The organism is Streptomyces sp. NPDC015139, assembly GCF_043079785.1.
GTDB classification, from domain to species: Bacteria; Actinomycetota; Actinomycetes; order Streptomycetales; family Streptomycetaceae; genus Streptomyces; species Streptomyces albidocamelliae.
On record NZ_JBIBUW010000007.1, the window covers coordinates 416,290 to 442,357 of the forward strand.

Annotated in this window: 16 protein-coding genes; 11 read left to right on the forward strand and 5 right to left on the reverse strand. The window is 73.9% G+C overall.

What is annotated here, in order from left to right; all coding sequences use genetic code 11:
* Positions 1–89: 89 nt before the first annotated feature.
* The 3 genes from prfB to ACF08B_RS21860 form a co-directional block, all read right to left on the reverse strand.
* Complete coding sequence (gene prfB, locus ACF08B_RS21850) at positions 90–1,196, reverse strand: peptide chain release factor 2 (RefSeq protein ID WP_073900164.1); 1,107 nt, start codon at positions 1,194–1,196, stop codon at positions 90–92.
* Between the two features lie 106 nt (positions 1,197–1,302).
* Positions 1,303–2,529 (reverse strand): serine/threonine-protein kinase, encoded by a 1,227-nt coding sequence (locus tag ACF08B_RS21855; RefSeq protein ID WP_392318864.1) that lies wholly within the window; start codon positions 2,527–2,529, stop codon positions 1,303–1,305.
* Positions 2,530–2,663: 134 nt separating this feature from the next.
* The gene (locus ACF08B_RS21860) at positions 2,664–4,340 is read right to left on the reverse strand and encodes a protein kinase (protein WP_392318865.1); all 1,677 of its coding nucleotides are present in this window, start codon (positions 4,338–4,340) and stop codon (positions 2,664–2,666) included.
* A gap of 363 nt (positions 4,341–4,703) precedes the next feature.
* Here ACF08B_RS21860 and ACF08B_RS21865 point away from each other — a divergent pair, with 363 nt between their 5' ends.
* The 7 genes from ACF08B_RS21865 (at position 4,704) to ACF08B_RS21895 (ending at position 19,082) form a co-directional block, all read left to right on the forward strand.
* Positions 4,704–8,270 carry an FHA domain-containing protein gene (locus tag ACF08B_RS21865; protein ID WP_392318866.1) on the forward strand — a complete coding sequence of 1,189 codons (3,567 nt, stop codon included), beginning with the start codon at positions 4,704–4,706 and terminating at the stop codon, positions 8,268–8,270.
* A 230-nt stretch (positions 8,271–8,500) separates the two neighbouring features.
* The gene (locus ACF08B_RS21870) at positions 8,501–9,880 is read left to right on the forward strand and encodes an ABC transporter substrate-binding protein (RefSeq protein ID WP_392318867.1); all 1,380 of its coding nucleotides are present in this window, start codon (positions 8,501–8,503) and stop codon (positions 9,878–9,880) included.
* Between the two features lie 7 nt (positions 9,881–9,887).
* Complete coding sequence (locus ACF08B_RS21875) at positions 9,888–11,231, forward strand: carbohydrate ABC transporter permease (protein ID WP_392318868.1); 1,344 nt, start codon at positions 9,888–9,890, stop codon at positions 11,229–11,231.
* Complete coding sequence (locus ACF08B_RS21880) at positions 11,228–12,139, forward strand: carbohydrate ABC transporter permease (RefSeq protein ID WP_392318869.1); 912 nt, start codon at positions 11,228–11,230, stop codon at positions 12,137–12,139. Before ACF08B_RS21875 ends, ACF08B_RS21880 begins: the two co-directional genes overlap by 4 nt.
* A 177-nt stretch (positions 12,140–12,316) precedes the next feature.
* Positions 12,317–14,545, forward strand: coding sequence for a CDP-glycerol glycerophosphotransferase family protein (locus ACF08B_RS21885; RefSeq protein WP_392318870.1), 2,229 nt, complete (start codon positions 12,317–12,319; stop codon positions 14,543–14,545).
* Positions 14,546–14,670: 125 nt separating this feature from the next.
* Positions 14,671–16,872 (forward strand): CDP-glycerol glycerophosphotransferase family protein, encoded by a 2,202-nt coding sequence (locus ACF08B_RS21890; RefSeq protein WP_392318871.1) that lies wholly within the window; start codon positions 14,671–14,673, stop codon positions 16,870–16,872.
* 5 nt (positions 16,873–16,877) lie between these two features.
* Entirely contained in the window at positions 16,878–19,082 is a 2,205-nt protein-coding gene (locus tag ACF08B_RS21895) for a CDP-glycerol glycerophosphotransferase family protein (protein ID WP_392318872.1), read from the forward strand.
* 95 nt (positions 19,083–19,177) lie between these two features.
* On the opposite strand, the gene ACF08B_RS21900 is transcribed toward ACF08B_RS21895, so the two are convergent.
* Complete coding sequence (locus tag ACF08B_RS21900) at positions 19,178–19,591, reverse strand: organic hydroperoxide resistance protein (RefSeq protein WP_392318873.1); 414 nt, start codon at positions 19,589–19,591, stop codon at positions 19,178–19,180.
* Positions 19,592–19,714: 123 nt separating this feature from the next.
* On the opposite strand from ACF08B_RS21900, the gene ACF08B_RS21905 reads away from it, so the two are divergent.
* On the forward strand, positions 19,715–20,209 hold the full coding sequence (locus ACF08B_RS21905) for a MarR family winged helix-turn-helix transcriptional regulator (protein WP_392318874.1): 495 nt from the start codon (positions 19,715–19,717) through the stop codon (positions 20,207–20,209).
* Here ACF08B_RS21905 and ACF08B_RS21910 read toward each other — a convergent pair.
* Positions 20,157–21,836, reverse strand: a complete 1,680-nt coding sequence (locus ACF08B_RS21910; protein ID WP_392318875.1) for a glycosyltransferase family 39 protein — start codon at positions 21,834–21,836, stop codon at positions 20,157–20,159. The genes ACF08B_RS21905 and ACF08B_RS21910 overlap by 53 nt on opposite strands.
* A gap of 226 nt (positions 21,837–22,062) precedes the next feature.
* On the opposite strand from ACF08B_RS21910, the gene ACF08B_RS21915 reads away from it, so the two are divergent.
* The 3 genes from ACF08B_RS21915 to galE all read left to right on the forward strand — a co-directional run bounded on the left by ACF08B_RS21915 (position 22,063) and on the right by galE (position 26,053).
* Positions 22,063–23,334: a glycosyltransferase 87 family protein gene (locus tag ACF08B_RS21915; protein WP_392318876.1), complete on the forward strand. Its 1,272-nt coding sequence runs from the start codon at positions 22,063–22,065 to the stop codon at positions 23,332–23,334.
* Between the two features lie 44 nt (positions 23,335–23,378).
* Complete coding sequence (locus ACF08B_RS21920) at positions 23,379–24,989, forward strand: glycosyltransferase family 2 protein (protein ID WP_392318877.1); 1,611 nt, start codon at positions 23,379–23,381, stop codon at positions 24,987–24,989.
* A gap of 83 nt (positions 24,990–25,072) precedes the next feature.
* A complete protein-coding gene (galE, locus tag ACF08B_RS21925; RefSeq protein WP_392318878.1) occupies positions 25,073–26,053 on the forward strand; it encodes a UDP-glucose 4-epimerase GalE in 981 nt (326 codons plus the stop codon).
* Positions 26,054–26,068 lie beyond the last annotated feature (15 nt).

Here is a 26,068-nt window from a genome sequence, read left to right on the forward strand (position 1 = left end):
TGCCGGGAGTTGAAGCCTGTGAGTGTGATGTAAAACCCAGACATAAGACAACTGCCGCCCCTGGGGCGGCAGTTGTCATGTCGATAAAGTTACTTCTCCTGCTGCTTGCGCCAGCGAATGCCGGCCTCCAGGAACCCGTCGATCTCGCCGTTGAAGACGGCCTCCGGGTTGCCCACCTCGTGCTCGGTGCGCAGGTCCTTGACCATCTGGTAGGGGTGCAGCACGTACGAACGCATCTGGTTGCCCCAGGAGTTGCCGCCGTCGCCCTTGAGGGCGTCCATCTTGGCCTGCTCCTCCTGCCGGCGCCGCTCCAGCAGCTTGGCCTGGAGGACGTTCATCGCGGTGGCCTTGTTCTGGATCTGCGACCGCTCGTTCTGGCAGGAGACCACGATGCCGGTCGGGAGGTGCGTGATGCGGACCGCGGAGTCGGTCGTGTTGACGCCCTGGCCGCCCGGACCGGAGGACCGGTAGACGTCGATGCGCAGGTCGGACTCGTCGATCTCGACGTGGTCGGACTGCTCGACGACGGGAAGCACCTCCACACCCGCGAACGAGGTCTGGCGGCGGCCCTGGTTGTCGAAGGGCGAGATGCGCACGAGGCGGTGCGTGCCCTGCTCGACGGAGAGGGTGCCGTAGGCGTACGGCGCCTGCACGGAGAAGGTGGTCGACTTGATGCCGGCCTCCTCCGCGTACGACGTCTCGATGAGCTCGGTCTTGTAGCCGCGCTGCTCGGCCCAGCGCAGGTACATGCGCTGGAGCTTCTCGGCGAAGTCGGCGGCGTCGACGCCACCGGCCTCGGCGCGGATGTTGACGAGCGCCTCGCGGGAGTCGTACTCACCGCTCAGCAGCGTCCGGACCTCCATCTCGTCCAGCGCCCTGCGCACCGACACCAGCTCGGACTCGGCCTCGGCGCGGGTGTCCGGGTCGTCCTCCTCCTCGGCCATCTCGAAGAGGACCGAGAGGTCGTCGATCCGGCCGCGCAGCGTCTCCGCCTTCCTGACCTCGGCCTGGAGGTGGGAGAGCTTGCTGGTGACCTTCTGCGCCTCCTCCGGGTTGTCCCACAGGGACGGCGCGGCCGCCTGCTCCTCGAGCACGGCGATGTCTGCCCTCAGCCGGTCGAGGTCCAGGACGGCCTCGATCGACTCCATGGTCGAGGAGAGGGACTTCAGCTCTTCGGATACATCGACGACTGCCACGCCTCCAGCGTAACGGCTGCGGCAAGCGTCCCGGCCCGCCGCTCGGCACAACCGGGGCGGACGGCCGCCCGCGGGCGCGGTCCGCGGGCCCGGAGCCCTTGGCGGCTCAGGGCGCCGAGGTGCTGTGGGCGGGCCGCGGTGCCCCGTCGTCCCCGTCGGCGGAGGCCCACCACGCGCCCACGCCCACGGCGGCCGCCAGGACCGCTCCGGCCACGCCCAGGGTGATCCGGCGCCGCCGTACCGCGGCCTTGTGCCGGGCCGAGCCCGGCCGGGGCGCACCGGTGGCCCGCGGAGCGCGGGCGGTGCCGTGGGCTCCCCCCGCCAGCTCGTCCGGGGCGGGCACCCGCATCGACGTGTGCGTGTCCCGGTTGGAGTCCGGCCTGGCCCCGGGCACGAGCGACACCGCGCCCCGCCGCCGTACCGGTGCCTCCCCGGCGGGCGACGCCGGCGCGGGCTCCTCCTCCGGGTCCTCGGACAGGTCGGGCTCGTCGACGTCCAGCGGCGGCATCCCGGCCAGTATCGGCAGCTGCTCCCGCAGCCGCGCCGCCAGCTCCGAGGCGCGCAGCCGGGAGGCGGGCGCCTTGGCCAGGCACTGCACGAGCAGCTGCCACAGCTCCTCGGGGATGCCGGGCAGCGGTACGACGGTCTCGGTGACGTGCCGGCGCAGGACCGCGCCGGGGTGGCCGCCGCCGAAGGGCGTGAAGCCGGCCAGCAGCTCGTACAGGACGGTGGCCAGCGCGTAGATGTCCACGGCGGCCCGCGGTGGCAGGCCCTCGACGATCTCCGGGGCCAGGTAGTCCGGGGTGCCGATGATCTTCGTGGCCCGCGTCCGCTTGGGCGAGTCGATCAGCTTGGCGACTCCGAAGTCGGTGAGCAGGGCCGGGTGGGCGCCGCCGGGGCCGAGCGGGCCCTGCATGTCCAGCAGCACGTTCTCCGGCTTGACGTCCCGGTGGACGACGCCGGCCGCGTGGGCGGCCGCCAGCGCGTCGGCGACGTCGGCGGCGATCGCCACGGCCGCCTCGGGGGCGAGGCGCCGCTCGCGTTCGAGGCGGGTGCGCAGGTCGGTGCCCCGGACCAGGTCCATGACGAGCGCCAGATCGTTGCCGTCGACCACCAGGTCCCGCACGGTGACGATGTGCGGGTGCTCGAGACCGAGCAGCGCGGTGCGTTCCTGCACGAAGCGTCCGACGAGCTCCTGGTCGGAGGCGAGGTCCTCACGCAGCAGCTTGACCGCGACGGGACCCTCCGGCCCCTCGCCCAGCCACACCGTGCCGGCGCTGCCCCGCCCCAGGATCTGGTTCGCGGTGTACCGGCTGCCGATCTTCCGTGCCAAGACTGCTCCTACCGACGCGTGTTGCCGATAAAACTACGCGTCGGACGAGCCAACCTTCACCGCGGAGACGGAAATCACCCGCCAGATGTCGACAAATCCCTAAACCAGCGATCGTTTTCCGGTGCTTCGCCCGGTCAGTTTCCGCCGCCGGATTTGCCCAGCTCCTTGGCCCAGTGGCCCACCTTGCCGGCCCAGTCGCTCAGCTGGTCCCAGTAGCCCTTGCCGGTGCCGATCCAGTCCTGAAGCGGGGTCAGCTCCCAGACCAGCCAGCTCGCCACGATCAGGATGACGATCGTGAACAGGCAGCCCTTGAGACAGCCGAGCCCGGGGATCTTCGTCGGGTTGGCGCTGCGCTGCCGGGGTGCCCGCGGCTCGCGCGCGGGCCGCTGCGGCTCCGGGGCGGGCGGCGCGTACCGCTGCGGCTGCTGCGGCGGGGCGTACTGCTGGGGCTGCTGGGGGTAGCCGTACCCGGCGTGCGGCTGCTGCCGGCCGCGCGGCTGGGGCTGCTGCGGGCGGCCCTGCGGGGCCTGCCGGGGCTGCTGCTGGGGCCGGGCGACCTGCCGCTGGGGGCGGCGGCGCAGCGGGTCCTCGTTCGGGTCGAGGTACTGGATCTGGGTCTGCTCGTTGCGGTCGCGGGCGGCACGCAGCTGGGTCTGCCACGGGTGCGGCTGGTCCGGCTGCCCGCCGGGCGCGCCCTGCGGCATGGGCGGCAGGACGGCCGTCGGGTCCGCCGCGCCGGTGTGCGGCAGGACGGCGGTGGGGTCGGCGGCGCCGGCCGGGCCGCCGGTGTGCGGCAGGACGCTGGTCGCGCCGTTGGGGTCGTACGCCCCCTGCGGTGCGTTGGTGGGCAGCACCTGGGTGGGGTCGGCGGCACCGGGCACCCCGGGGACGGCGGCCGGGGACGGGTCGGGGGCGAGCAGGGCGCCGACGCCCTCGGCGGCGGCGATCTGGGCGGCGTTGGCGTGCACGCCGATGCCCTCGGCGACGACCCGCAGACCGCGCGCGAGGTTCTCGGCGCTCGGCCGCTCCTCGGGGCTCTTGCGCAGGCAGCGCTCTATGACCGTCCACAGCGGGTCCGGGACGGTGGACGGGCGGCGCGGCTCGGCGCTCAGGTGCTGGTGCAGGACTTCGAGCGCGCTGCCGCCGGAGAACGGCGGACGGCCGGTGACCAGCTCGTACAGCAGGATGCCGGCGCCGTAGACGTCGACGGCGGAGGTCTGCGGGCGGCCCTCGGCGGACTCCGGGGCGACGTACGCGGGCGTGCCGACGAACTCGTGGGTGCGGGTCAGGCCCGGGGAGTCGGCGAGGCGGGCGATGCCGAAGTCGGTCAGCATCGGGTGCATCTGGCCCTGCACCTGCTGGAGCAGCACGTTGGCCGGCTTCAGGTCGCGGTGGACCACGCCGTCGGCGTGGCTCGCGGCGAGCGCGTCGGCGATCTGGGCGGTCATCAGCGCGGCGGCGACCGGCGTGAAGGGGCCGTTCTCGCGCAGGTAGCGGTGCAGGTCGGGGCCGTCGACGAGGTCCATGACCAGCGCCAGCAGATCACCCTCGACGACCAGGTCACGGACCCGGACGATGTTCGGGTGGGTGAGGCGGAGCAGGACGGAACGCTCGCGCAGGAAGCGCATCACGATGTCCGGGTCGCTCGCCAGCTCCTCCTTGAGGACCTTGATCGCGACCGTTTCCCCGGGCTGGCCCGCCACGGCCGCCTCGGCGCCCGCGGTCTCGCGCTGGCGGGCACGCCAGACGGTGCCTGTGGCGCCGCGTCCGAGCGGCTCCTCAAGCAGGTACTTGCTGCCGACTGGCCGCACGTCACGCGCTCCCTGCTGCTTGCTGATGCTTGCTTTCCTGCATACCGGTGTTCCGACCCACTGTAGTGCCGCACCTCAGGGCACTACGTATGCGTTCCCGAGCATGTTCGAAGGAAAGACGCTCCTCCTGGTCTCCTGGTTGCCGGGTGGTGAACGTGACCGATCTCAACTGATCGCGCGTGCGTCACTGGTCAGGCACTTTTGGGGGCAGAGCCGACCAATCAAGATCACTTGTCACCGGGTGCCGGGCGCGCTGTCGGTGGCAGGTGCGAGGATGCCTCCCAGTACTGGCCGACGTGCTCGTGTGGGGTGGGGGGAAGTCCGCGCCCGCGCAGACCCGCGCAGAAGGGACCGCTGACGCCGATGCAGATCCGGCTGACCGTCGTAGACCCGCTGGGCCCCGCCCCGCAGCGGGGCCGCGCCGCGAGCCGCGACGTGCTGGTCACGGCGCCCACGGGCACGGACCTGGCCGCGGTCGCGTCGGCACTGGCCGCGGCGGTCACCGGCGAGGGCGGCACCGGCCGTGACACCTCCGGCTCCCCCGTCGTCCTCTACGCCGGCACCGAGCGCCTCGACCCGCGCCGCTGCACCCTCGGCGAGCCCCCGCTGGTCGACGGCGCCGTGCTGGCCCTCGGCGGACCCGCGGCGGCCGAGCCGCACCCCGAGCTGGACGACGCGCCGACCCAGCTGCACGTGGTCGCCGGCCCGGACGCGGGCGGGGTCCATCTGCTGCACGGCGGCCGGATCACCGTCGGCCGCTCCGCCGAGGCCGACGTCCCGCTCGACGATCCCGACGTCTCCCGGCTGCACTGCGCGGTCACCGTCGGCGCCGACGGCCGTGTGTCGGTGGCCGACCTGGACTCCACGAACGGCACGGTCCTGGACGGCACCCGCGTGACCGGCCGGCCGGTTCGTTTCCCCGCCGGAGCGCTGCTGAAGATCGGTGAGTCCGCGCTGCGGGTCACTCCGTCCGGGGGGCCGGGGGCACGGGTCGGCACGGTGGCCGACGGCGACGGGTGCGTACGGGTCACCCCGGCGGGCGGCACCGATGCGGGTCCGGGTGCGTCCACCGGCGCGGGGGCGTCCGCGGGGGGCCGGCTTCCGGCCGGGTCCGCCGGCCCGCCGCCCTCGCGGGACCCCGCGGCGGGCGCGGGTGGCGTCGCCGGCGGGCACGCCCGCGGTTCCGTGGGCCGCGACGCCTCCGGTGCGGAAGCCCGGGAGCATCGGCGCGGGGAGCCCCCGGTGGTGCCGGGGCAGGCCGGCGCGCCGAGCATCGAGCGGCGCACCCCCGTCACGGGTTCCGGTGGGGACACGCACGCGGGGCGTTTCGGCGTCGCCGGGCCGGCCGTGCCCCCGGCGGGACGCGTCGGCACACCTCCCGGAAACGGCGACGGGGCGCGGCGGCGCGGGCTCGGCGCGTGGGCGCGGCGGCTCGCCGGCGGGCGGGCGGAGCAGCAGGCGGCCCCGGAGGCGGACGGCCGTCCGGCGGTCCCGGCCGGGGACGAACCGGCGGCCGGTGGGCCGCCGCAGCCGGAGACCTGGCCCGACCCGGCCGCCCTGCTGCTGACCGCGCTGGGCCCGGGGCCCCGGCTGTGGGAACGGGGAGCGGGTCATCCGGAGACGCTGACCGTACGGCTCGGCACCGCCGACCGGAAGGCCCCGGACGGTTCGGGCCTGCTGCCCGCCGTGCCGGTGACGGCGGCGCTGCGCGAGGCGGGCGCACTGGGCCTGGCCGGTCCGCGCCCCCGGCTGTCCGGGCTGGCCCGCGCGGCGCTGGCCCAGATCGCCACGCTGCACTCCCCGGACCTGCTGGAGATCGTGCTGATCAGCGCGGACCGCTCACGTCCTGTGGAGGAGCGCACGGCCGAGTGGTCCTGGCTGGGCTGGCTCCCGCACGTCCGGCCGAACCACGGCCAGGACTGCCGCCTGCTGCTGGCCTACGACCGCGAGCAGGCGGCGGCCCGCACGGAGGAACTGCTGCGCCGCGTCGACGACCACGCGGCGACGGGCCGAAGCGCCGCGCGTCCCGGCCCGGCCCGGCCGGACGGGGGCGAGGCCCCGGCCGGGACCACGCCCGCCCACCCGGCGCTCGGCGGGCCCGGTTCCCTCCCGCACGGCACGCACGCGGGCGGCCCCGGTGACCGTGCGTCCGGGTCCCCCGCCGGTGCCGACGGGACCGGCACGCTGTCTGCGGGCACCGGCGCGGCGTCCGCGAGCCCGGCGCCCGGCACCGTCCCCTCGGCACCCGGCGCCGCGACGGACGGCCCGTCCACATCCCTCCCCGCCGGTGGGGCACAGGACTTCGCGCACCGGGCGGCGCGGCCCGCCGCCGGGGCCGGGCGGCGGCCCTCCTGGGCCAGGGACGACGCCGAGGCCGGCGTCGGCGGTGCCGGTTTCCCGGGGCCGTACACGGTCGTCGTCGTGGACGGCGATCCCGGCGGCTCCGCGCTGCGGGACGATCTCGCGCGGCTGGCCGTGGCCGGACCGCGGGCCGGGATCCACGTGGTGTGCCTCGCCGAGACCGCCCCGGCCTCACCCGCCTCCCCCGTGACGAGCACGTACGAGGCCGCGTGCGCGGTGACACCGACGTTCCGGCACTGCGGTGCCGTGGCACTGCTCAGCGGGGACGTCGCGTCCGCGCTGCATCTGATGCGGGTGGCGCCGAGCGGCCCCGTGGGCACCGGCACGGCAGGCGCCGTGGACGCCGTCTCCGCCGCCTGGGCGGAGCGGTTCGCCCGGGCGCTCGCACCGCTGCGCCCCGACGGCCCGGCCGGTGAGCACCACGCGCGCGTGGCCACGCCGCTGCCGCGGTCCGCGCGGCTGCTGGACGAACTCGGGCTGGCCCGGGCCACCCCGGCCTCGCTGATGGCCCGCTGGGCGGACGCGGCGGACGACACCGAGGCGCTGGGCGGACGGGCCCGGGCGGTGCTCGGCGCCGGTCCGCGCGGCCCGCTCATCGCGGACCTGGTGGCCGACGGACCGCATCTGCTGATCGAGGGGCCGGCCGGCAGCGGCCGTACCGAGCTGCTGCGGACCGTGGTCGCCTCGCTGGCCGCCGCCGAACGGCCCGACCGGCTGGGCGTGGTGCTGATCGACGGCCGGGACGGCGTCGGCTCGGGCACCGGGCGCGACGAAGGACTGCGGATCTGCACCGACGTACCGCACGTCACCACCCACCTCGCCGCCAACGACCCGGTACGGATGCGGGAGTTCGCGCAGTCGCTGAGCGCCGAGCTGAAGCGGCGGTCCGAACTGCTCGGCCGGACCGGCTTCGCGGAGTGGCACGCCGGGCGCGAGGTGTCGGGCCGGATCGTCGCCCAGCGCACGTCCGCCGGCGGCGACATAGAAAGCCCGCCCAGTTCCACCCTGCGGCTGCGCCCGGGCGCGGCGGCACGGCAACGCGCGGAGGCCGCACCGCCGTTGCCCCGGCTCGTGGTCGTCGTCGACGATCTGGACGCGCTGGTCACCCCGCCGCTCGGCTCGCCGGGCCGGCCCGCCGCCGGTTCGGTGATGCGGGCGCTGGAGGCGGTGGCCCGCGAGGGCGAGCGGCTCGGGGTGCACCTGGTCGCGGCGACCGCGACCGGCGGCCGCACGGCCGAGACGGAACCGGCCCGCCGGGCCACGCTGCGGGTCACGCTGGCCGCGGTGAAACCGGGGCCGGACGAGCCGGCGCCGGGACGTGGGCGGCTGGCGTACCCGGACGGGCGGTCCACCGACTTCCAGGGCGGCCGGGTGACGGGCCGTATCCCGCGTACGGCGACCCAGCGGCCCACGGTCGTCCCGCTGGACTGGCAGCGCATGGGGGACCCGCCGACCCGCCGGCCCGTGCGGGAGCTGGGCAACGGCCCCACCGACCTGGCCCTGCTGGCGAGCGCGGTGGAGCGCGCGGCCCGGGAGGTCTCGGCGGTGGAGATGCCCTCGCTGCTGTAGCCCCCTCCCCCCGCGGCGGCCGGTTCCGGCCGGAAACCGGCACGCATGGACGGCCGGTAAGGGGGCACGCATACACCCCCGGTCACGAGCCGGTCACGATGCCGTGCCCGACACCGCAGGCGCTCTTGCCCGCCTTCAGCGGCGCGGCGTACACCGGAGCGCACGGGACAGAGTTCTGATGTTCAGCGACTTCGAACGACGTTCAACGGAGAACGACGAACGGGGAAGTGATGCACAGCAAGAACAGCACCATCCGGACACACCGGGCCGCCACCGCGCTCGCCGCTCTGCTCGCGGGAGCGCTGGCGCTCACCGCCTGCTCCGGCGGTGACGACAAGAAGAAGGACGACGGCGGCGAGAGCGGCGGGGCCACCGGCTCCACCGTCACCCTGCCGAAGCTGGACGGCGCGAACCTGGAGGTCGCCGCCGTCTGGACCGGTACCGAACAGGCGAACTTCAAGAAGGTCCTCGCGGAGTTCGAGAAGCGCACCGGCGCGAAGGTCACGTTCGTGCCCGCGCAGGACCCGATCATCAACTTCCTCGGTTCGAAGATCGCGGGCGGTCAGCCGCCGGACGTGGCGATGCTCCCGCAGCCCGGCGCGATCAAGCAGGCCGTGGAGAAGAAATGGGCCAAGCCCCTCGGGGAGGACGCGCTCAAGGAGTTGCGGAAGAACTACTCACCGGGCTGGCAGGACATCGGCAAGGTCGACGGCAAGCAGTACGGCGTCTACTACAAGGCCGCGAACAAGTCGCTGATCTGGTACAACGCCAAGGCCTTCGACAACGCGGGCGCCAAGGAGCCGAAGACCTGGCAGGACCTGCTGACGGCCGCGCAGGCGGTGTACGACTCCGGTGTCACCCCGTTCTCGGTGGGCGGTGCCGACGGCTGGACGCTGACGGACTGGTTCGAGAACGTCTACCTCTCCCAGGCCGGACCGGAGAAGTACGACCAGCTCGCCCAGCACAAGATCAAGTGGACCGATCCCTCGGTGAAGCAGGCCCTGACCACGCTCGCCCAGATCTGGGGCAAGAAGGACTTCGTGGCGGGCGGTGCCGACGGCGCGCTGCAGACCGAGTTCCCGGCGTCCGTGACGCAGACCTTCACCGGCGGCGACCAGCCGAAGGCCGCGATGGTCTACGAGGGCGACTTCGCGCAGGTCAACATCGGTGACACCAAGGCGAAGGTGGGCACGGACGCGAAGGTGTTCCCGTTCCCGGCGGTGGGCTCGTCCGCGCCGGTGGTCTCCGGCGGTGACGCGGCGGTGATCCTGAAGGACTCCAAGGCGGCGCAGGCACTGGCCACCTTCCTGGCCTCCCCGGACGCGGCGACCATCCAGGCCAAGCTGGGCGGCTACCTCTCGCCGAACAAGAACGTGCCGGACTCGGCGTACCCGAACCCGGTGCAGCAGACGATCGCCAAGGCGCTGATCGCGTCCGGCGACGACTTCCGCTTCGACATGTCCGACCAGGCCCCGCAGGCGTTCGGCGGCACCCCGGGCAAGGGCGAGTGGAAGGACCTGCAGGACTTCCTGAAGAACCCGAAGGACGTGGCGGGCACGCAGGCGAAGCTGGAGAAGGACGCGGCGGCGGCCTACGGGAACGGGAGCTGACCCGGCGATGACGTCGGCAGCGGCGGCCGGGGCCCCACCGGGCCCCGCCGCACCCAAGAGCCGCAAGAGCGTGACCGGCACCCGCAGAACGGTGGCAGCCCTCTTCCTGCTGCCGGCCCTGGTGCTGCTCGGCGCGCTCGTGGTCTACCCGATCGGGTACTCGGTCGTCCGCAGCTTCTACAACGCCTCGGGCGACGGCTTCGCCGGGGTCGACAACTACAAGGCGCTGTTCACGGACGACGGCATCCGCACGGCGCTGAAGAACAACATCATCTGGGTGGTGTTCGCGCCGGCCGTCTCCACCGCGCTTGGTCTGGTCTTCGCGGTGCTGACCGAACGGGTGCGCTGGGGAACGGCGTTCAAGCTGGTCGTCTTCATGCCGATGGCGATCTCCATGCTGGCGGCCGGGATCATCTTCCGGCTGGTGTACGACCAGGACCCGGACAAGGGGGTCGCGAACGCGGTGTGGGTGGGGGTCCACGACACCTTCGCCCCGTCGTCGGCGTTCCCCAAGGCGCACCCGGGCCGCGAGTCGCCGCTGAAGCCCGACCAGGGCGGCTTCGTCACCACGGCCCCCGTGCACACGGGCCGGCCGGTCACGCTTCCGCTGGTCGGCGTCGCCCCCGACCAGATGCCCGACGGCGCGAAGAAGGCGGTGGCCGCCCGGCCCGATCCGGCGAGGATCACCGGGACCACCTGGCAGGACTTCACGCGCGGCAAGGGCGTGGGGAAGCCGGGCGCCCCCGACCCGTCCGAGCTGGGCTACGCCGGCATGCGGATCGAGGCCGTGAAGGACGGCGAGGTCGTGGCCACCGCCGAGGCGGCCGACGACGGCACGTTCACGCTGCCCGCGAAGGCCGACGGGGCGCTGCTGAGGCTCCCGGCGAGCAACTTCAGGGAGCCGTACAACGGTGTCGACTGGCTCGGCCCGGCCCTGGTCACTCCGGCCGTCATCGGGTCGTACGTGTGGATGTGGGCGGGCTTCGCGATGGTGCTGATCGCGGCCGGGCTCGCGGGTGTGCCCCGGGAGCTGCTGGAGGCCGCGCGCGTGGACGGCGCCAACGAGTGGCAGGTGTTCCGCAAGGTCACCGTGCCGCTGCTCGCACCGGTCCTGGCGGTGGTGGTCGTCACGCTGATGATCAACGTGCTCAAGGTGTTCGACCTCGTCTACATCATCGCGCCGGGCTCCTCCCAGGACGACGCGAACGTGCTGGCCCTGGAGCTGTACCGCAAGGGCTTCGCGGAGGGCCAGCCGGGCATCGCGAGCGCGATCGCGGTGTTCCTGCTGCTGCTGGTGATCCCGGTGATGCTGTTCAACATTCGTCGGCTGCGGCGGGAGGTCAGGCGATGACGGCTACCGCGGGGAGCGTGGGAAAGGTGTCGCGGGCGGACACGGCGGTGAAGGGCAGGCAGTCGCTCGGGGCGCGGATCGCCGGGAGGCTGAGCGGCGGGGTCGTCCGGGTGTTCCTGATCCTCGTGGGCCTGTTCTGGCTGGTGCCGACCATCGGTCTGCTGGTCTCCTCGCTGCGCTCACCGGAGGACATGAGCGCGAGCGGCTGGTGGAAGGTGTTCTCCGAGCCGTCCCGGCTCACCGTCGACAGCTACCAGAAGCTGCTGGAGAACGGCGACATCACCGGCTCCCTGGTGAACACCGTGCTGATCACCGTGCCGGCGACCGTCCTGGTCGTCGTGATCGGCTCCCTCGCGGGCTACGCGTTCGCGTGGATGGAGTTCCCGGGCCGGGACTGGTGGTTCCTCGGCGTGGTCAGCCTGCTGGTGGTGCCCGTGCAGGTGGCGCTGATCCCGATCGCCGAACTGTTCGGGAAGATCGGCCTGTTCGGGACGATCCTCGGGGTGATCCTGTTCCACGTCGGCTTCGGTCTGCCGTTCGCGGTGTTCCTGCTGCGGAACTTCTTCGCGGAGATCCCGCGGGAGCTGCTGGAGGCGGCCCGGCTGGACGGCGCCGGTGAACTGCGGCTGTTCGCCAGGGTGGTGATGCCGCTGGGCGGGCCGGCGATCGCGAGTCTCGGCATCTTCCAGTTCCTGTGGGTGTGGAACGACATGCTGGTCGCGCTGGTGTTCACCAAGTCGGGCACGCAGCCGATCACGGTCGCCCTGCAGACGCAGGTACGGCAGTTCGGCAACAACATCGACGTGCTGGCGCCCGGAGCCTTCATCTCGATGGTCATCCCGCTGGCCGTGTTCTTCGCGTTCCAGCGGCAGTTCGTGTCAGGCGTGATGGCGGGCGCGGTCAAGTAGCCGCGCCGGGGCCGCCCGAGCGGTCACGCAACGGCCGTCCGGCGAGGGGCGGGCCTTCGGGCGCCCGCCCCTTCGCGTTCACCTGATGTAGCCCACATGCCGTACGGGCCGTAACCAATTCACTCCATCGGCCGTTCCCGGGCAGAACGCCCGCGCAGACCGACCCATGGATGTCCAGTGCCCAGGTTCAGTGTCATCGTCCCCGCGTACAAGGTCCAGGCGTACCTGTCCGAGTGCCTGGACTCGGTGCTCTCGCAGTCGTATCCGGATCTCGAAGTGATCGCCGTGGACGACTGCTCGCCCGACGCCTGCGGCGCGATCATCGACGAGTACGCGGCCCGGGACACGCGGCTGAAGCCGGTACACCTCGCCGAGAACCAGGGCCTCGGCCGCGCCCGGAACGCGGGCATGGCCGAGGCGAGCGGCGACTACCTGGTCTTCCTGGACAGCGACGACACGCTCACCCCGGACGCGCTGCGGGCGGTGGCCGACCGGATCAAGGAGGCCGGGGAGCCGGACCTCCTGGTCTACGACTACGCGCGCACGTACTGGGACGGCCGGACGGTCCGCAACCAGCTGTCCGCGCAGCTCACCGAGGAGGGCCCGGCGCCGTTTCCCCTGGAGGACCGGCCGGGGCTGCTCCGGGTGCTGATGGTGGCCTGGAACAAGGCCTACCGGCGGGAGTTCGTCGAGGCGCACGGCTTCGCGTTCCCGCCGGGCTACTACGAGGACACCCCCTGGACCTTCCCGGTGCTGATGACGGCGGAGTCGATCGCCACCCTGGACCGGGTGTGCGTGCACTACCGGCAGCGCAGACAGGGCAACATCCTGGGCACCACCAGCCGCAAGCACTTCGACCTCTTCGAGCAGTACGACCGGGTGTTCGCGTTCGTCGCCGAGCGTCCCGAGCTCGCCCGCTGGCGGCCCGAGCTGTTCCGCCGGATGGTCGACCACTACGCCGTGGTGTTCACCAAGCGGGGCAGGCTGCCGCGCGGCAGCCACGGCGACTTCCTGCGCCGGGCCCGCGCCCACTACCTCCGCTACCGGGTGCCGGGCCCGCGGGGCGGGCTGCGCCACACCCTCGTCCGCCACGGCCTGCACCGCACGTTCCGTGTGCTCCGGCTGGCCGCGGCGGTCCGCCGCCGTGCGGGGAAGGCGGCCGTGAAACAGGCCCGCGCCCTGCGGGGCCGCGCGCTGCGGCTGCACTACCGCGTCCAGCTGCGGCTGCCGCTGCGCGCCGACCGGGCGGTGTTCACCGCGGCCTTCGGGCTCGGTGACCCCGGTGCGCTGGAGGAGGCGTTCCGGACGTACGCGCCGCACGTCCGCACGGCGTGGATCGGCCACCCGGAGCAGCAGCAGGCGGTGCCGCCCGGGCCGCGCCGGCTGCGCCCGGGCTCGGCGGCCTGCTGGACGGCGCTGGCCCGCTCCAAGTACCTGGTGCACGACACCGGTCTCGACCGCGGGCTGCGCAAGCGCCGCGGCCAGGTCGTCGTCCAGACCCGGCGAGGCACCCCCCTCAAGCACATGGGCCTGGACCTGCGGGAGCGCCCGGCGGCGGCCCGCGACACCGACTTCCGGGACCTGCTGCGGGAGGTCGACCGGTGGGACCACGTCCTGTCCGGCAACCGGCACTCCACCCTGACCTGGGAGCGGGTCTTCCCGGGCCGCTACACCACTCTGGAGCACGGCGCCCCGCGCAACGACGTCCTTCAGCGGGCCACGACGGCGGACGTGACCCGGCTGCGCGAGTCGCTCGGCGTCCCCGAGGGCGCGGTCGCCATCCTGTACGCGCCGACGTTCCGCGACCACCACCGCACCCAGCGCCCGCCCCTGGACCTGGAGCGGATCCTGCGCCGGCTGGGCCCGCGCTTCGTGGTCCTCGCCCGCCCCCATCCGGCGCACGGCGGTTCCCTCGGCACGGGCAGCCGGATCATCGACGTCGGCGGCCACCCGGACGTGGCGTCCCTGTGCCTCGCCTCGGACGCGCTGCTGACCGACTACTCGTCGATCATGTTCGACTACGCCAACCTGGACCGGCCGATCGTGGTGCACACCGCGGACCTGGAAACGTACGAGGCCGTCCGCGGCACCTACTTCGACCTGCACGGATGCCCGCCGGGCGCGGTGGCGCGCACCGAGGACGAGCTGATCGACATCTTCGCGACCGGCCACTGGCGCGGTTCGCGCTCGGCCCAGCTGCGGGCGGCGTTCCGGGAGCGGTTCTGCCCGTACGACGACGGACGCGCCGCCGAGCGGGTCGTCCGGCGGGTGGTGCTGGGCGAGACGGAGCTGCCACCGGTGATTCCGCTCGCGGAGCGGAAGCCGGTGCCGTCGGCCTGCGCACGCAGCCCCCTGGCCACCGTGCCGCAACCTTCCGCTCCCGCTCCCGTCACCGAGAGCCACTGAACACCGTTGGTCCTTCCGGGAGTTCCCATGCCCCTCGGCTCGACACGGCCCCGACCGAGCCGGCCGTCCACCTGGCGTCCGGCGGGACGGCCCGGCCGCGTCCGCAAGACGACAGAAAGAACAGAATGCCCCGCTTCAGCATCATCGTCCCGTCCCACGGGGTCGCCGGCCGGCTGTCCGAGGCGCTGGACTCGGTTCTCGGCCAGTCCTTCGGCGACCTCCAGCTGATCCCGGTCTGCGACGCGCCCGACGCCCCCGCCGCGGAGGTGGCCGCCGAGTACGCCGGCCGGGACTCCCGGGTGACCCCGGTGCACTCGCCGCCGTCCGCCGGCCTGAGCGGGGCGCGCAACGCGGGGATGCGTGCGGCCACCGGCGCCTACGTGCTGTTCCTCGACGGTGACGACCTGCTGCTGCCGGGCGCGCTGGAGGCCGTCGACGCGCGTCTGACCGAGGCCGGCGGGGTGGACGTGCTGTACGTCGAGCACGAGCGGACCCCGTGGTGGGAGGGCGAGCCGACGAACCCGGCCGCCCCGCTGCTCGCCAAGGCCCCGAAGGGCGCCTTCGCCCCCGCCGAGCTGCCCGATCTGACCGGCGTCCAGCTGCCGGCGTGGAGCGCCGTCCACCGTCGCGGCTTCCTCACCGCGCACGAACTCGTCTTCCCCGAGAGCCACTTCACCGATCTCGGCTGGGGCGGCCTGACCACGGTCGCCGCCGGGCGGATCGCGGTGCTGCGCCGGGTCGTCGTACGGCACCGGCTGCGCCGGCAGGGCAGCCGGCTCAATCTGCCCGGACCGCACCAGCACGCCCTGCTCGACCAGGTGGACCTGGTGCTGACGCGGGCGGCAGAACGCGCCCTGCCCGCCGAGCGGACCGGGCCGCTGTTCGAGCAGCTGTTCGCGGTGGTGCTGAAGACGGCGTCCCGTCCGGAGCGGCTGACCTCCGGGCACCGGGCGTTCTTCCGCCGGGCGGGCCGCCTCTACCGGCGGCACCGGCCGGCCGGTTACCGCGCGCCGGGCGGCAGCCTGGGCGTCCAGCACCGGCTGCTGGCGACGGGCGCCTACACCGCCTTCCGCGCCCTGCGCGGCGCCAACCGGACGGCCGCCCGCTCTGCCGAACGCCTGCCCCGCCCGCGCATGCTGCGCACCCGGCTGCGCTACGCCCGTGAGCTGCGCCGCCCGCTGGACCCCGGCCTCGCCGTGTACTGCGCCTACTGGGGCCGCGGCTACGCCTGCAATCCGGCCGCCATCCACGCCAAGGCCCGCGAACTCGCCCCGCACATCCGCTCGGTGTTCCTGGTCGAGGCGGGTCAGGAGCACGCCGTACCGAAGGACGTCGAGTACGCGGTGATCGGCTCCCACCGCTCCTGGGAGGTGCTGGCCCGGGCGAAGTACCTGGTCAACAACGCCAACTTCGCCGAGGGGGTCGTCAAGCGGCCCGGCAGCGTGCATCTGCAGACGCAGCACGGCACCCCGCTGAAGAAGATGGGCGTGGACCAGTCGACGTACCCGGTGGTGGCCGCGCAGTCCGGCAGTTTCACCAAGCTGCTCGGCCGGGTCGACCGCTGGGACTTCAACCTGTCGTCCAACCGGCACTCCACCCGGATGTGGGAGCGCGCCTACCCCGGCGGCTACGAGCAGCTGGAGTACGGCTACCCGCGCAACGACGTGTACTGCACGGCGACCGCCGAGGACGTGATCCGGATCCGGAAGGAACTGGGGATCCCGGAGGGCAGGACGGCGGTGCTGTACGCGCCGACCCACCGCGACCACCACACCGGTTTCGAGACCGGGCTGGACCTGGAGGCGTTCTGCGAGGCGGCCGGCGAGGACGTGGTGGTGCTGCTGCGCGCCCACTACTTCTACGACGGCGGCCGCACCCGGAACTCGGACCGGATCATCGACGTCACCGCGCACCGCTCCTCGGAGGACGTGTGCCTGGCCGCCGACGCGCTGGTCACCGACTACTCGTCGATCATGTTCGACTACGCCAACCTGGACCGGCCGATCGTCGTGTACGCCGACGACTGGGACGTCTACCGGGAGACCCGGGGCGTCTACTTCGACCTGATGGCCGAGCCGCCGGGACCGGTCGCTCGCACGCCCGGGGAACTGGCCGCCGTCTTCCGCGACGGTGCGTACGCGGGCCCGGAGTCCACGGCTCTGCGGGCCGCGTTCCGGGAGCGGTTCTGCGAGTTCGACGACGGGCGCGCCGCGGAGCGGGTCGTCAGACGGGTGCTGCTCGGCGAGCCGCCCGAGGCGCTCCCCGCCGTGATCCCGCTCGCGGAACGCGTCCCCGCGCCCGCCGCCGCGACCCTCGTGAGGAGCTGACCCCCGTGCCCCGCTTCAGTGTGATCGTGCCCTGTTTCAAGGTGCAGGGCTTCCTGCGCGAGTGCCTGGACTCGGTGCTGACGCAGTCCTTCGGCGACTTCGAGCTGATCGCCGTGGACGACTGCTCCCCCGACGGCTGCGGCGCGATCCTCGACGAGTACGCCGGGCGGGACCCGCGCGTGAAGGTGCTGCACCTGCCGGAGAACGTGGGCCTCGGCCGGGCCCGCAACGCCGGGATGCCGCACGCCACCGGTGACTACCTGTTCTTCCTCGACAGCGACGACACCCTCACCCCGGGCGCGCTGCGGGCCGCCGCCGACCGGCTGGCGGAGGCCGCCGATCCGGACGTGCTCGTCTTCGACTACGCGCGCACCTACTGGTGGGGCGGCACCCGGCGCAACGTGCTCGCGCACGTCCTCACCGAGGCGGGCGCGGACACGTTCGACGTGGCGCGGTACCCGCAGATCCTCGACCTGCTGATGGTGGTGTGGAACAAGGTCTACCGGCGGGAGTTCGTCGAACGGAACGGCTTCGCGTTCCCGCCGGGCTACTACGAGGACACCCCCTGGACCTTCCCGGTGATGCTCAGCGCCGGGCGGATCGCCGCGCTGGACCGGATCTGTGTGAACTACCGGCAGCGCCGGCAGGGCAACATCCTGTCCACCACCAGCCGCAAGCACTTCGACATCCACGACCAGTACGAGCGGGTCTTCGCCTTCGTCGCCGACCGCCCGGAGCTGGCGCGCTGGCTGCCGTACCTGCACCGCAAGATGGGCGAGCACTGCCTGGACATCCTGGCCAAGCCGGACCGGCTGCCGCCCGCCGACAAGGCCGAGTTCTTCCGGCGCACGGCGCGGATGTTCCACGCGCACCGGCCCGAGGGCGCCCGGGTGGACGGCGAGGTGGCCGTGCTGGAGGGCTCCTGGACGGCGTACCGGCTCCGGCGGCAGGCGTCGCGGGCCGGGCGGGAGACGGCACGGCGGGCGGCTCCGGTCCGCCGGGCGGCCGCCGCGCGGGCCCGCACGGGCTGGGCGTCGCTGCACGCGCGCCGCCCGCTGGACGAGAACCTGGTGGTCTACTCGGCGTCCTCGCACCGGGGCGTGCTCGGCGACCCCGCGGCCGTCCACGACAAGGCCCGGGAGATCGCCCCGCAGCTGCGCGGGGTGTGGGTGGTGCGGGACGCGGACGCCGCCGCACAGCTGCCGCCCGGTGTGGAGCACGTGATCGTGGGCTCCCGGCGCTATCTGGAGGTCACCGCCCGGGCGAAGTTCTTCGTCAACGACGTCAACTGGCCCGGCACCCTGGGCAAGCGGCCCGGCAGCGTGCACATCCACACCCACCAGGGCACCCCGCTCAAGTACATGGGCGCCGACCTGCTGGACAAGCCGGGCGCGCGGCTGGGCTTCGACGTGCCGCAGATGCTGCGGCGGGCCGACCGCTGGGACTACAGCCTGGTCGCCAACCGCCACTCCGAGCTGGTCTGGGAGCGCGCCTACCCCTGCCACTTCACCTCCGTGCGCACCGGCAGCCCGCGCAACGACGTGCTGGTGAACGGGGGGAGCGGTGACTTCCGGCAGCGGCACGGCATTCCGGCGGACCACACGGTCGTGCTGTACGCGCCGACCCGCCGGGACTACCAGCGCGGGGGGCACGTGGACCGGTTCGACCCGGCCGGGTTCGCGGCCGAACTCGGCGCGGGGTACACCCTCGTGGTCCGGCTGCACCCGTCGCTGGCGGGCGGTCCGGCGCGGGGCATGGGGCTGTCGGAGCCGGCCCGGCGCGGGATCCTGATCGACGCGACCGACGAGCCCCGGGTCGAGGACGTCATGTCGGCGGCGGACGTGCTGGTCACCGACTACTCGGCCGTGATGTTCGACTACGCGCACCTGGACCGGCCGATCGTGGTGCACGCCGACGACTGGCCCGCCTACCGTGCGAGCCGGGGCGCGTACTTCGACATCACCGCCGAGGCGCCCGGCCATGTGTCGGGCTCCTTCAGGGAGCTGGTCTGGCTGTTCGCCTCCGGCGCCTGGCGGGACGAGGAGTCGACGCGGCTGCGGACGGAGTTCCGGACCCGGTTCTGCGAGTACGACGACGGCCGGGCCGCCGAGCGGGTGGTACGGACCCTGCTGCTGGGCGAGAGCGTGCCGGAGACCTCGCTCCGGCTGCCGGGTCAGGCCACCGGCCGGGACGCCCTGACCTCGGCGTGAGCGGGGGGTGAGCCCCGACGGGCCGGCCGGAGCGGCCACGGCCGGCCGGCGGGAGCGCCGGCCGGCCGTGGCCGTGCGAGGTCGAGCGTGCGGTCCTACTCGATGACGAGGTCGACCTCGATGTTGCCGCGGGTGGCGTTGGAGTAGGGGCAGACCTGGTGGGCGGTCTCGACCAGCTTGCGGCCGGTCGCCTCGTCCACGGACTCGGGCAGCTCGATGCGCAGGGTCACCTTCAGCCCGAAGCCCTCGCCCTGCTTGCCGATGCCGACCTCGGCGGTCACCGCGGCGTCGCTGACGTCCACCTTCGCCTGGCGGCCGACGAGACCGAGGGCGCTGCCGAAGCAGGCGGCGTAGCCGGCGGCGAAGAGCTGCTCCGGGTTGGTGCCCTCGCCGTTGCCGCCCAGCTCCGCCGGCGGGGCCAGCTTGAGGTCGATCTTGCCGTCGGAGGAGACGGCACGGCCATCGCGGCCGTGGGTGGCGGTGGCGACAGCGGTGTAGAGCGCGTCCATGGAAGACCATCCCTCTCGGTGAAGTGCGTCGCGGCGATCCGTTGGCGGTCCGTCGCGAGTACGAGTAGAGCACACAATTTAGTTGCGCACAACTAAATGGGCCGCAAGAGCTATCCTGGAGGCATGACCGCCTCGCCCACCCCGCAGACCCCCGCCGCCGGCAGCGACTGGCTCCGCCTGGACCGCCAGATCTGCTTCTCCCTGCATGCCGCCTCCCGCGCCTTCAACGGCGTCTACCGCGTGATCCTCAAGGACCTCGGCCTCACCTACCCCCAATACCTCGTGATGCTGGTCCTCTGGGAACACGGCGACCTGCCCGTGAAGAAGCTCGGTGAACATCTGCGGCTCGACTCCGGCACGCTGTCCCCGCTGGTCAAGCGGCTGGAGGGGGCCGGTCTCGTACGCCGCGAGCGCAGCGCGCGGGACGAGCGGTCCGTCCAGGTGCGGCTCACCGAGGAGGGCGGGGCGCTGCGCGAGCGGGCCCTGGAGGTGCCGCGGCGGATCGCGGCGGCGACCGGCTTCGACCTGGCGGAGATCGGCGAGCTGCGCGAACGCCTCGACCGGCTCACCCTCGCGCTGGACGCGGCGGCGTCGGCGGAAGCGGCGGAGGCCCGCTAGCGCGGCGGACGTAGAGCCGTACCGTCACCCCGTCCCGGACGGTCTCCTCGCCGGGCACGAACTCCGTCCGCAGAACGGTGAGTTTGACGCGTTCGGCGGGGTTGCGCGGGGTCCAGCCGCCGGCGAGCAGCGCCTGGTCGGCGACGACCCGGACCCGGTCCAGCCGGGACAGCCTGCGCCGCAGCTCATCGCCTCCGGCCTCACGGCCGTACAGGGTCCCGGACGCGGCGGCGCCCTCCACCAGGGCCACGTCCCGCGTGCCGCGGAACGCCCCCGGGTAGGTGAGGGCCACGTTGCGCGTCTGCACCGGCAGGAACAGCACCGGATCCCCGGGCGCCAACGCGCGGGCGGCAATCCGGGAGACGGCGGCGAGATCGTCTGGGCGCCGACCGGGACTGCGGTCGGCCTCCAGCAGCGGGAGCTGCTGGAGCAGCACGACGGCGACGGCCACCACCCCGGCGACGGCCACCATCGGGACCCGCCCCCGCGAGGCGGCCGGCACCGGCACCAGGTCGCCGTGCGGCGCCGGGTCCGGCGGGGGCACCAGGTCGAACCGCGCCGCCGAGCCGGTCGACGGCACCGACCCGGGAAGCGACACCAGGCCGGACCGACGCCCCGGGTCGAACGGCGGCGTCGGGCGCCGCTCGGCCCACAGCCGTCCCGCGGCCGCGGCCACCCGCTCCGCTCCGCACGCCACCAGCAGGGGGGCGCCGCCGAGGGCGTACAGCACGTAGCGGTCGACGTAGAGCGGGGAGATCTGGGACAGCAGCATCAGCACGCCCGGCGGCACCACCGCCAACGGCAGCGCCACCCCCGCACAGGTGAGCTCGCCCCGCCGTCGCACCAGCCCCGCGAGCCCGAGCAGGGCCAGCCCCAGGCACACCCGGTACACCCCGTCCGCCGGCCCCAGGAACAACCGCAGCAGCCCCTCCGCCGTGTCCGCCGTCGGCCTGCGCAGCCAGGCGACCTGTGCCGCCTGCCCGCGGGACACGAGGACCATCGGCAGCAGCGACAGGACGACCGCGACCGCCGCCCGCCCCCAGCCCCGCCACACGTCCCTCCCGGCCCGGGCGAGCGCCAGCGACACCGCGTGGGCGAGCAGCAGCAGCACCGCGAACTCGTGCAGCCAGCAGGTGACGCCGAGGACGGTGCCGTACGCCCACCACGAGCCCTCGCGGGCGGCCCGGACGAAGAGCAGGGTCGCCCCGGTGGCACCGGCCGCGACCAGGGCGTACGAGCGGCCCTCCTGCGCGTAGTGACCGGCCATCGGGGCGACGGCGTAGAGCAGTCCGGCCCACAGTCCGACGCGCGGCCGGACCAGCCGGGTGCCGAGCGCGGCCACCAGAGCCGCCGTCACCGCCGCCGCGCACACCGACGGGAGCCGCAGCACGACCTCGCCGGGATGGACGGCGAGGACGGCGTGCATCACGAGGTAGTACAGGCCGTGCACCGCGTCGACGTCGTGCAGCAGCCGCCAGATCTGCGGCACCGTCCGGCGCCCGACCTGGAAGGTGACCGCCTCGTCGCGCCACATGCCGCCCCGGTCGAGCCCCCACAGCCCGATCGCCAGTATCACCAGCGCGGGCACACCCACGGACAGCGCACGGCGGGCCCGCGCGCCGGGCATCCGGCACGACACGTACGCCGAGGCCGGGTCCGGAGCACCGATCGGCGGCTGCGTCGTTGCACCCGTAGGGGCGGCAGCCGTCGCTCCAGCCGCCCGGCGTGACTGCTGTTTCACAGGAAGCCCGAGGTTCACCACGGCCCGATCTTTTGCGATTAGCCAACCTTTGCCGCGCATTGACGGCGTATCGGCATGGATACACCATCCGTACCGCTTAGGCTCCCATGTGATGAACCGCCTCCGTGTCACCCCCGGCCCGGTCCTCGCCCTCACCTCCCTCTGGCTCGCCGGCCGCGCGCTGATGCTGTGGCTGCTCGTCCACGACAGCTCCCCGCTGCTCGGCGGCGGTTCGGTGGCCCGTGAGGTGCGGCGGCTGTACTTCCACTGGTACGGCGTCCTCGCGCACGGTTCCTTCCCGGCGCACGACACGCTGTGGCAGTACCCGCCGGGCGCCGGACCGGTCCTGCTGGCGCCGGGCCTGCTCCCGGGGCTGACGTACTTCCAGGCCTTCGTGACGCTGACCCTGGCCGCGGACGCGCTGATCGCGGCGGCCCTGCTCCGCGCGGGCACCCGGCCCGGGCGCAGCCTGCGCGGCGCCGCCCTGTGGGCGGGCGGTCTGCCGCTGCTGCTGCACGTCCCGCTCGCCCGGTACGACATCGAGGTCACCGCCCTCGCCGTGCTCTGCCTGCTGACGGTCGCGCGCTCCCCGCGCGCGGGCGGCGTGTTCGGCGCGCTGGGCGGGCTGGTGAAGGTGTGGCCGGCGCTCGCGCTGCTCGGCACGCCCCCCGGACGGGTGACCCGCACGGCGTGGACGTGGGCGGCGACGGCCGGGACCGCCGCCCTCGGACTGCTGGCCCTGTCGTTCAACGACCCGTTCTCCTTCGTGCGGGAGCAGGGCGGCCGCGGGGTGCAGATCGAGTCGCTCGGCGGGACCGCCCTCAACCTCGCGCGGCACGCCGGCTGGCCCGGCCGGCACCGCTACCAGTACGGCGCGGTCGAGCTGATCGGCCCGCACGTGGACGCCGTCGCGGCCGCCTCCCTCGCGCTCACGGCGGCCGCCTTCGGGCTGCTGGTGCTGTGGCGGGTGCGGGCGCGCCGCTGGACCGAGGCGACACCGTTCGACGCGGCGCTGAGCGCGGTGCTGCTGTTCACCGTCACCAGCCGGGTCATCAGCCCGCAGTACATGATCTGGCTGCTCGGGCTCGCGGCCGTGTGCCTGACCTCGCGGCACACCAGCCAGCGCCCGGCGGCGGTGCTGATCCTCGCGGCGTCGGCGCTGAGCACGGTGGCGTTCCCGATGTGCTACCAGGACGTGGTCGACGGCACCTGGACCGGTTGTCTGCTGATGCTGGCCCGCAACGCGCTGCTGGCGGCCGCGGCGGTGCTGTCCTTCGTGCGGCTGTGGCGTGCCGCGAGACCGCCGGCCGTGAAGAAGCTGCCGCTGATGGAACCCCGGCCCGGTTCCGACCGTCTTCCGGACCGAGCACTAACTGTCTCCTAACCGGGTATTACTGAACATTTCTACGCTCCCGGCCCGTGGACCTCATGCCTTCAGACTCGTCAGACCAGCACGCGGCGCCTCAAGTCGCCGTCGTCGTCATCGGCTACAACGACCGCGCCCACGTGGGCGATGCGGTGCGTTCGGCCCTCGACCAGGGCAGCGCGGTCGCCGAGGTGATCGCCGTGGACGACCGCTCCACCGACGGCAGCGCCGACCTGCTCGGCCGGCTGGCCGCCGGCGAGCCCCGGCTGCGGGTGGTGCGCCGGGAGGTGAACAGCGGCGGCTGCGGCAGCCCCCGCAACACCGGGATCGACGCGGTGACGGCGCCGTACGTCATGTTCCTGGACAGCGACGACGTCCTGCCGCCGGGCGCGGTGGGCGCGCTGCTGGCCGCGGTGACCGCGGCGAAGGCCGAGGTGGCGAGCGGCCTGTGCGTGCGCCAGGAGCTGCCGTCGGGCCGCGAACAGCCGTGGCAGCCGTCGCTCTACACGGCGCCCGCCGTCCTCGCGCGCCCCTCCCAGCGCCCGCGCCTGGTCCACGACACGCTGTGCGTCAACAAGCTGTACCGCACCGACTTCCTGCGCGGGCACGGCATCCGCTTCCCCGAAGGCCGTTTCCTGTACGAGGACTTCGTCTTCACCGCGCGCGTCCTGGCCGCCGGCCCACGCGTCGCGCTCGTACCGGACCCGGTGTACGTGTGGCACGTGCGCCGGTCGGCCGAGCGGCTGTCGCTCTCCCTGGACCGGGAGCACATCGACAACTGGAAGGCGCGCGTCGAGGCCTGCGCGCTGGCGTACGACATCCTGCTGGGCGCCGGGCAGAAGGAGCTGGCGCGGGCGGCGCGGGCCAAGTTCCTCGACCACGACGTGCGCATGTACGTGCGCGAACTGGGGTTGCGCGACGCGGACTACCGGCGCGCGTGGTGGACGCACACCCGTGAGTACCTCGCGCGCTACGACGCCGACGACTGGGAGCGGAACCCCGCCGCTCCCGGCCCGCTGCTGGCCCGGGTCGTCCTGGCGTCGCCCGAGCCGCGCGACCTGCCCCGGCTGCGCGAACTCGCCGCCCGTCCGGCGCGGCTGCTCCCGCCCTGCGCCCGCGACGCCGACGGCGCCCCCGTCTGGTCCGCGGACCTCCCCGAGGTCACCCTCACTCCCCTGCTCACCCGTCCCGTTCGCCTGCTGCCGCTGGCGGTGGACGCGGAACTGCGCCCTCGCGCGCGTGCCTCGCTCCTGCGTCTGCGGCTGCACGAGCTGTACGGGAGGGTGGCCGGGGCGGGCCCGCGCGAGGTGGACGTGCGCTGGCAGTCCCGGGAGGACGACCGGACGGCCGGGGGGACGACGGCGGCGCTCGCGCCGGCCGGCTCCGGCACCTGGTCGGCGGTGGTGCCGGTCGACCTGGCCGGGCTCGGCGCGGGCGTCTGGGACCTGCGGCTGACCCTCCGGTTCGCGGACGGCGGGCGGCGGGAGGTCACGGCGCACGCGTCCGCGGGCGCCGGCCGGCTGCGCCGGCGCGCCGTCCCGAACGCCCGGCACGGGGTGCTCCTGGTGCAGCCGTACGCGACCCACTCCGGCGCGCTGGCCCTGCGCGTGGCCGCGGGACCGCGCGGAGTCGCCGAGGTGGCCCGCGGCCGGCTGCGCCGCCTGCTTCACTGAGAGACCCCGGCTGCCTGTCCGACACCGGGGACCGAGACGACCGGGACCGGGACGACCGGGACCAGGACGAGGGGACGGCCGCAATGACCTGGCTGATCACCGGCGGCGCCGGCTACATCGGGGCGCACGTCGTTCGGGCGATGGCCGAGGCGGGTGAGCGCACGGTCGTGTACGACGACCTGTCCACGGGCGTGGCCGCGCGCGTACCGGCCGAGGTGCCCCTGGTCGAGGGTTCGACCCTGGACGCGGGGCTCGTGGCCCGCACGCTCGCCGAGCACCGGATCACCGGGGTGGTCCACCTGGCGGCGAAGAAGCAGGTCGGCGAGTCGGTGGACCTCCCGCTGCACTACTACCGCGAGAACGTCGAGGGCCTGCGGGTGCTGCTGGAGGCGGTGAGGGCGGCGGAGGTGCCGTCCTTCCTCTTCTCCTCCTCGGCGGCCGTCTACGGCATGCCGGACGTGGACCTGGTGACGGAGGAGACCCCCTGCCACCCGATGTCCCCCTACGGCGAGACGAAGCTGGCCGGCGAATGGCTGGTCCGCGCCACGGGCCGGGCGACGGGGCTGGCCACCGCGTCGCTGCGCTACTTCAACGTGGCGGGCGCGGCGACCCCCGAACTCGCCGACACCGGCGTGTTCAACCTGATCCCGATGGTCTTCGAGAAGCTCACCGAGGGCGCGCCGCCGCGGATCTTCGGCGACGACTACCCGACGCCGGACGGCACCTGCGTGCGCGACTACATCCATGTGGTGGACCTGGCGGAGGCCCATGTCGCCGTCGCCCGTGCGCTGGGGTCCGCCCCCGGCACCGGCCTGACCCTGAACATCGGCCGCGGGGAGGGCGTCTCCGTGCGGGAGATGATCGACCGCATCAACGCGGCCACGGGCTACGACCGTCCCCCGACCGTCACCCCGCGCCGCCCCGGCGACCCCGCCCGCGTCGTCGCCTCCGCCGACCGGATCGCGACGGAACTGGGCTGGCAGGCCAAGTACGACGTCCAGGACATGATCGCGTCGGCCTGGGAGGGCTGGGTGCGGCACCACCCGGAGGCGGCGCGCTCGTAGGACCGCTCCGGGGCG

Coding starts and splice junctions, on each gene's coding strand:
- ACF08B_RS21865 (WP_392318866.1), top strand. CDS start 4,704: ATGCAGATCCGGCTGACCGTCGTAGACCCGCTGGGCCCCGCCCCGCAG.
- ACF08B_RS21870 (WP_392318867.1), top strand. CDS start 8,501: ATGCACAGCAAGAACAGCACCATCCGGACACACCGGGCCGCCACCGCG.
- ACF08B_RS21875 (WP_392318868.1), top strand. CDS start 9,888: ATGACGTCGGCAGCGGCGGCCGGGGCCCCACCGGGCCCCGCCGCACCC.
- ACF08B_RS21880 (WP_392318869.1), top strand. CDS start 11,228: ATGACGGCTACCGCGGGGAGCGTGGGAAAGGTGTCGCGGGCGGACACG.
- ACF08B_RS21890 (WP_392318871.1), top strand. CDS start 14,671: ATGCCCCGCTTCAGCATCATCGTCCCGTCCCACGGGGTCGCCGGCCGG.
- ACF08B_RS21900 (WP_392318873.1), bottom strand. CDS start 19,591: ATGGACGCGCTCTACACCGCTGTCGCCACCGCCACCCACGGCCGCGAT.
- ACF08B_RS21905 (WP_392318874.1), top strand. CDS start 19,715: ATGACCGCCTCGCCCACCCCGCAGACCCCCGCCGCCGGCAGCGACTGG.
- ACF08B_RS21910 (WP_392318875.1), bottom strand. CDS start 21,836: ATGCCCGGCGCGCGGGCCCGCCGTGCGCTGTCCGTGGGTGTGCCCGCG.
- ACF08B_RS21915 (WP_392318876.1), top strand. CDS start 22,063: ATGAACCGCCTCCGTGTCACCCCCGGCCCGGTCCTCGCCCTCACCTCC.
- ACF08B_RS21920 (WP_392318877.1), top strand. CDS start 23,379: ATGCCTTCAGACTCGTCAGACCAGCACGCGGCGCCTCAAGTCGCCGTC.
- galE (WP_392318878.1), top strand. CDS start 25,073: ATGACCTGGCTGATCACCGGCGGCGCCGGCTACATCGGGGCGCACGTC.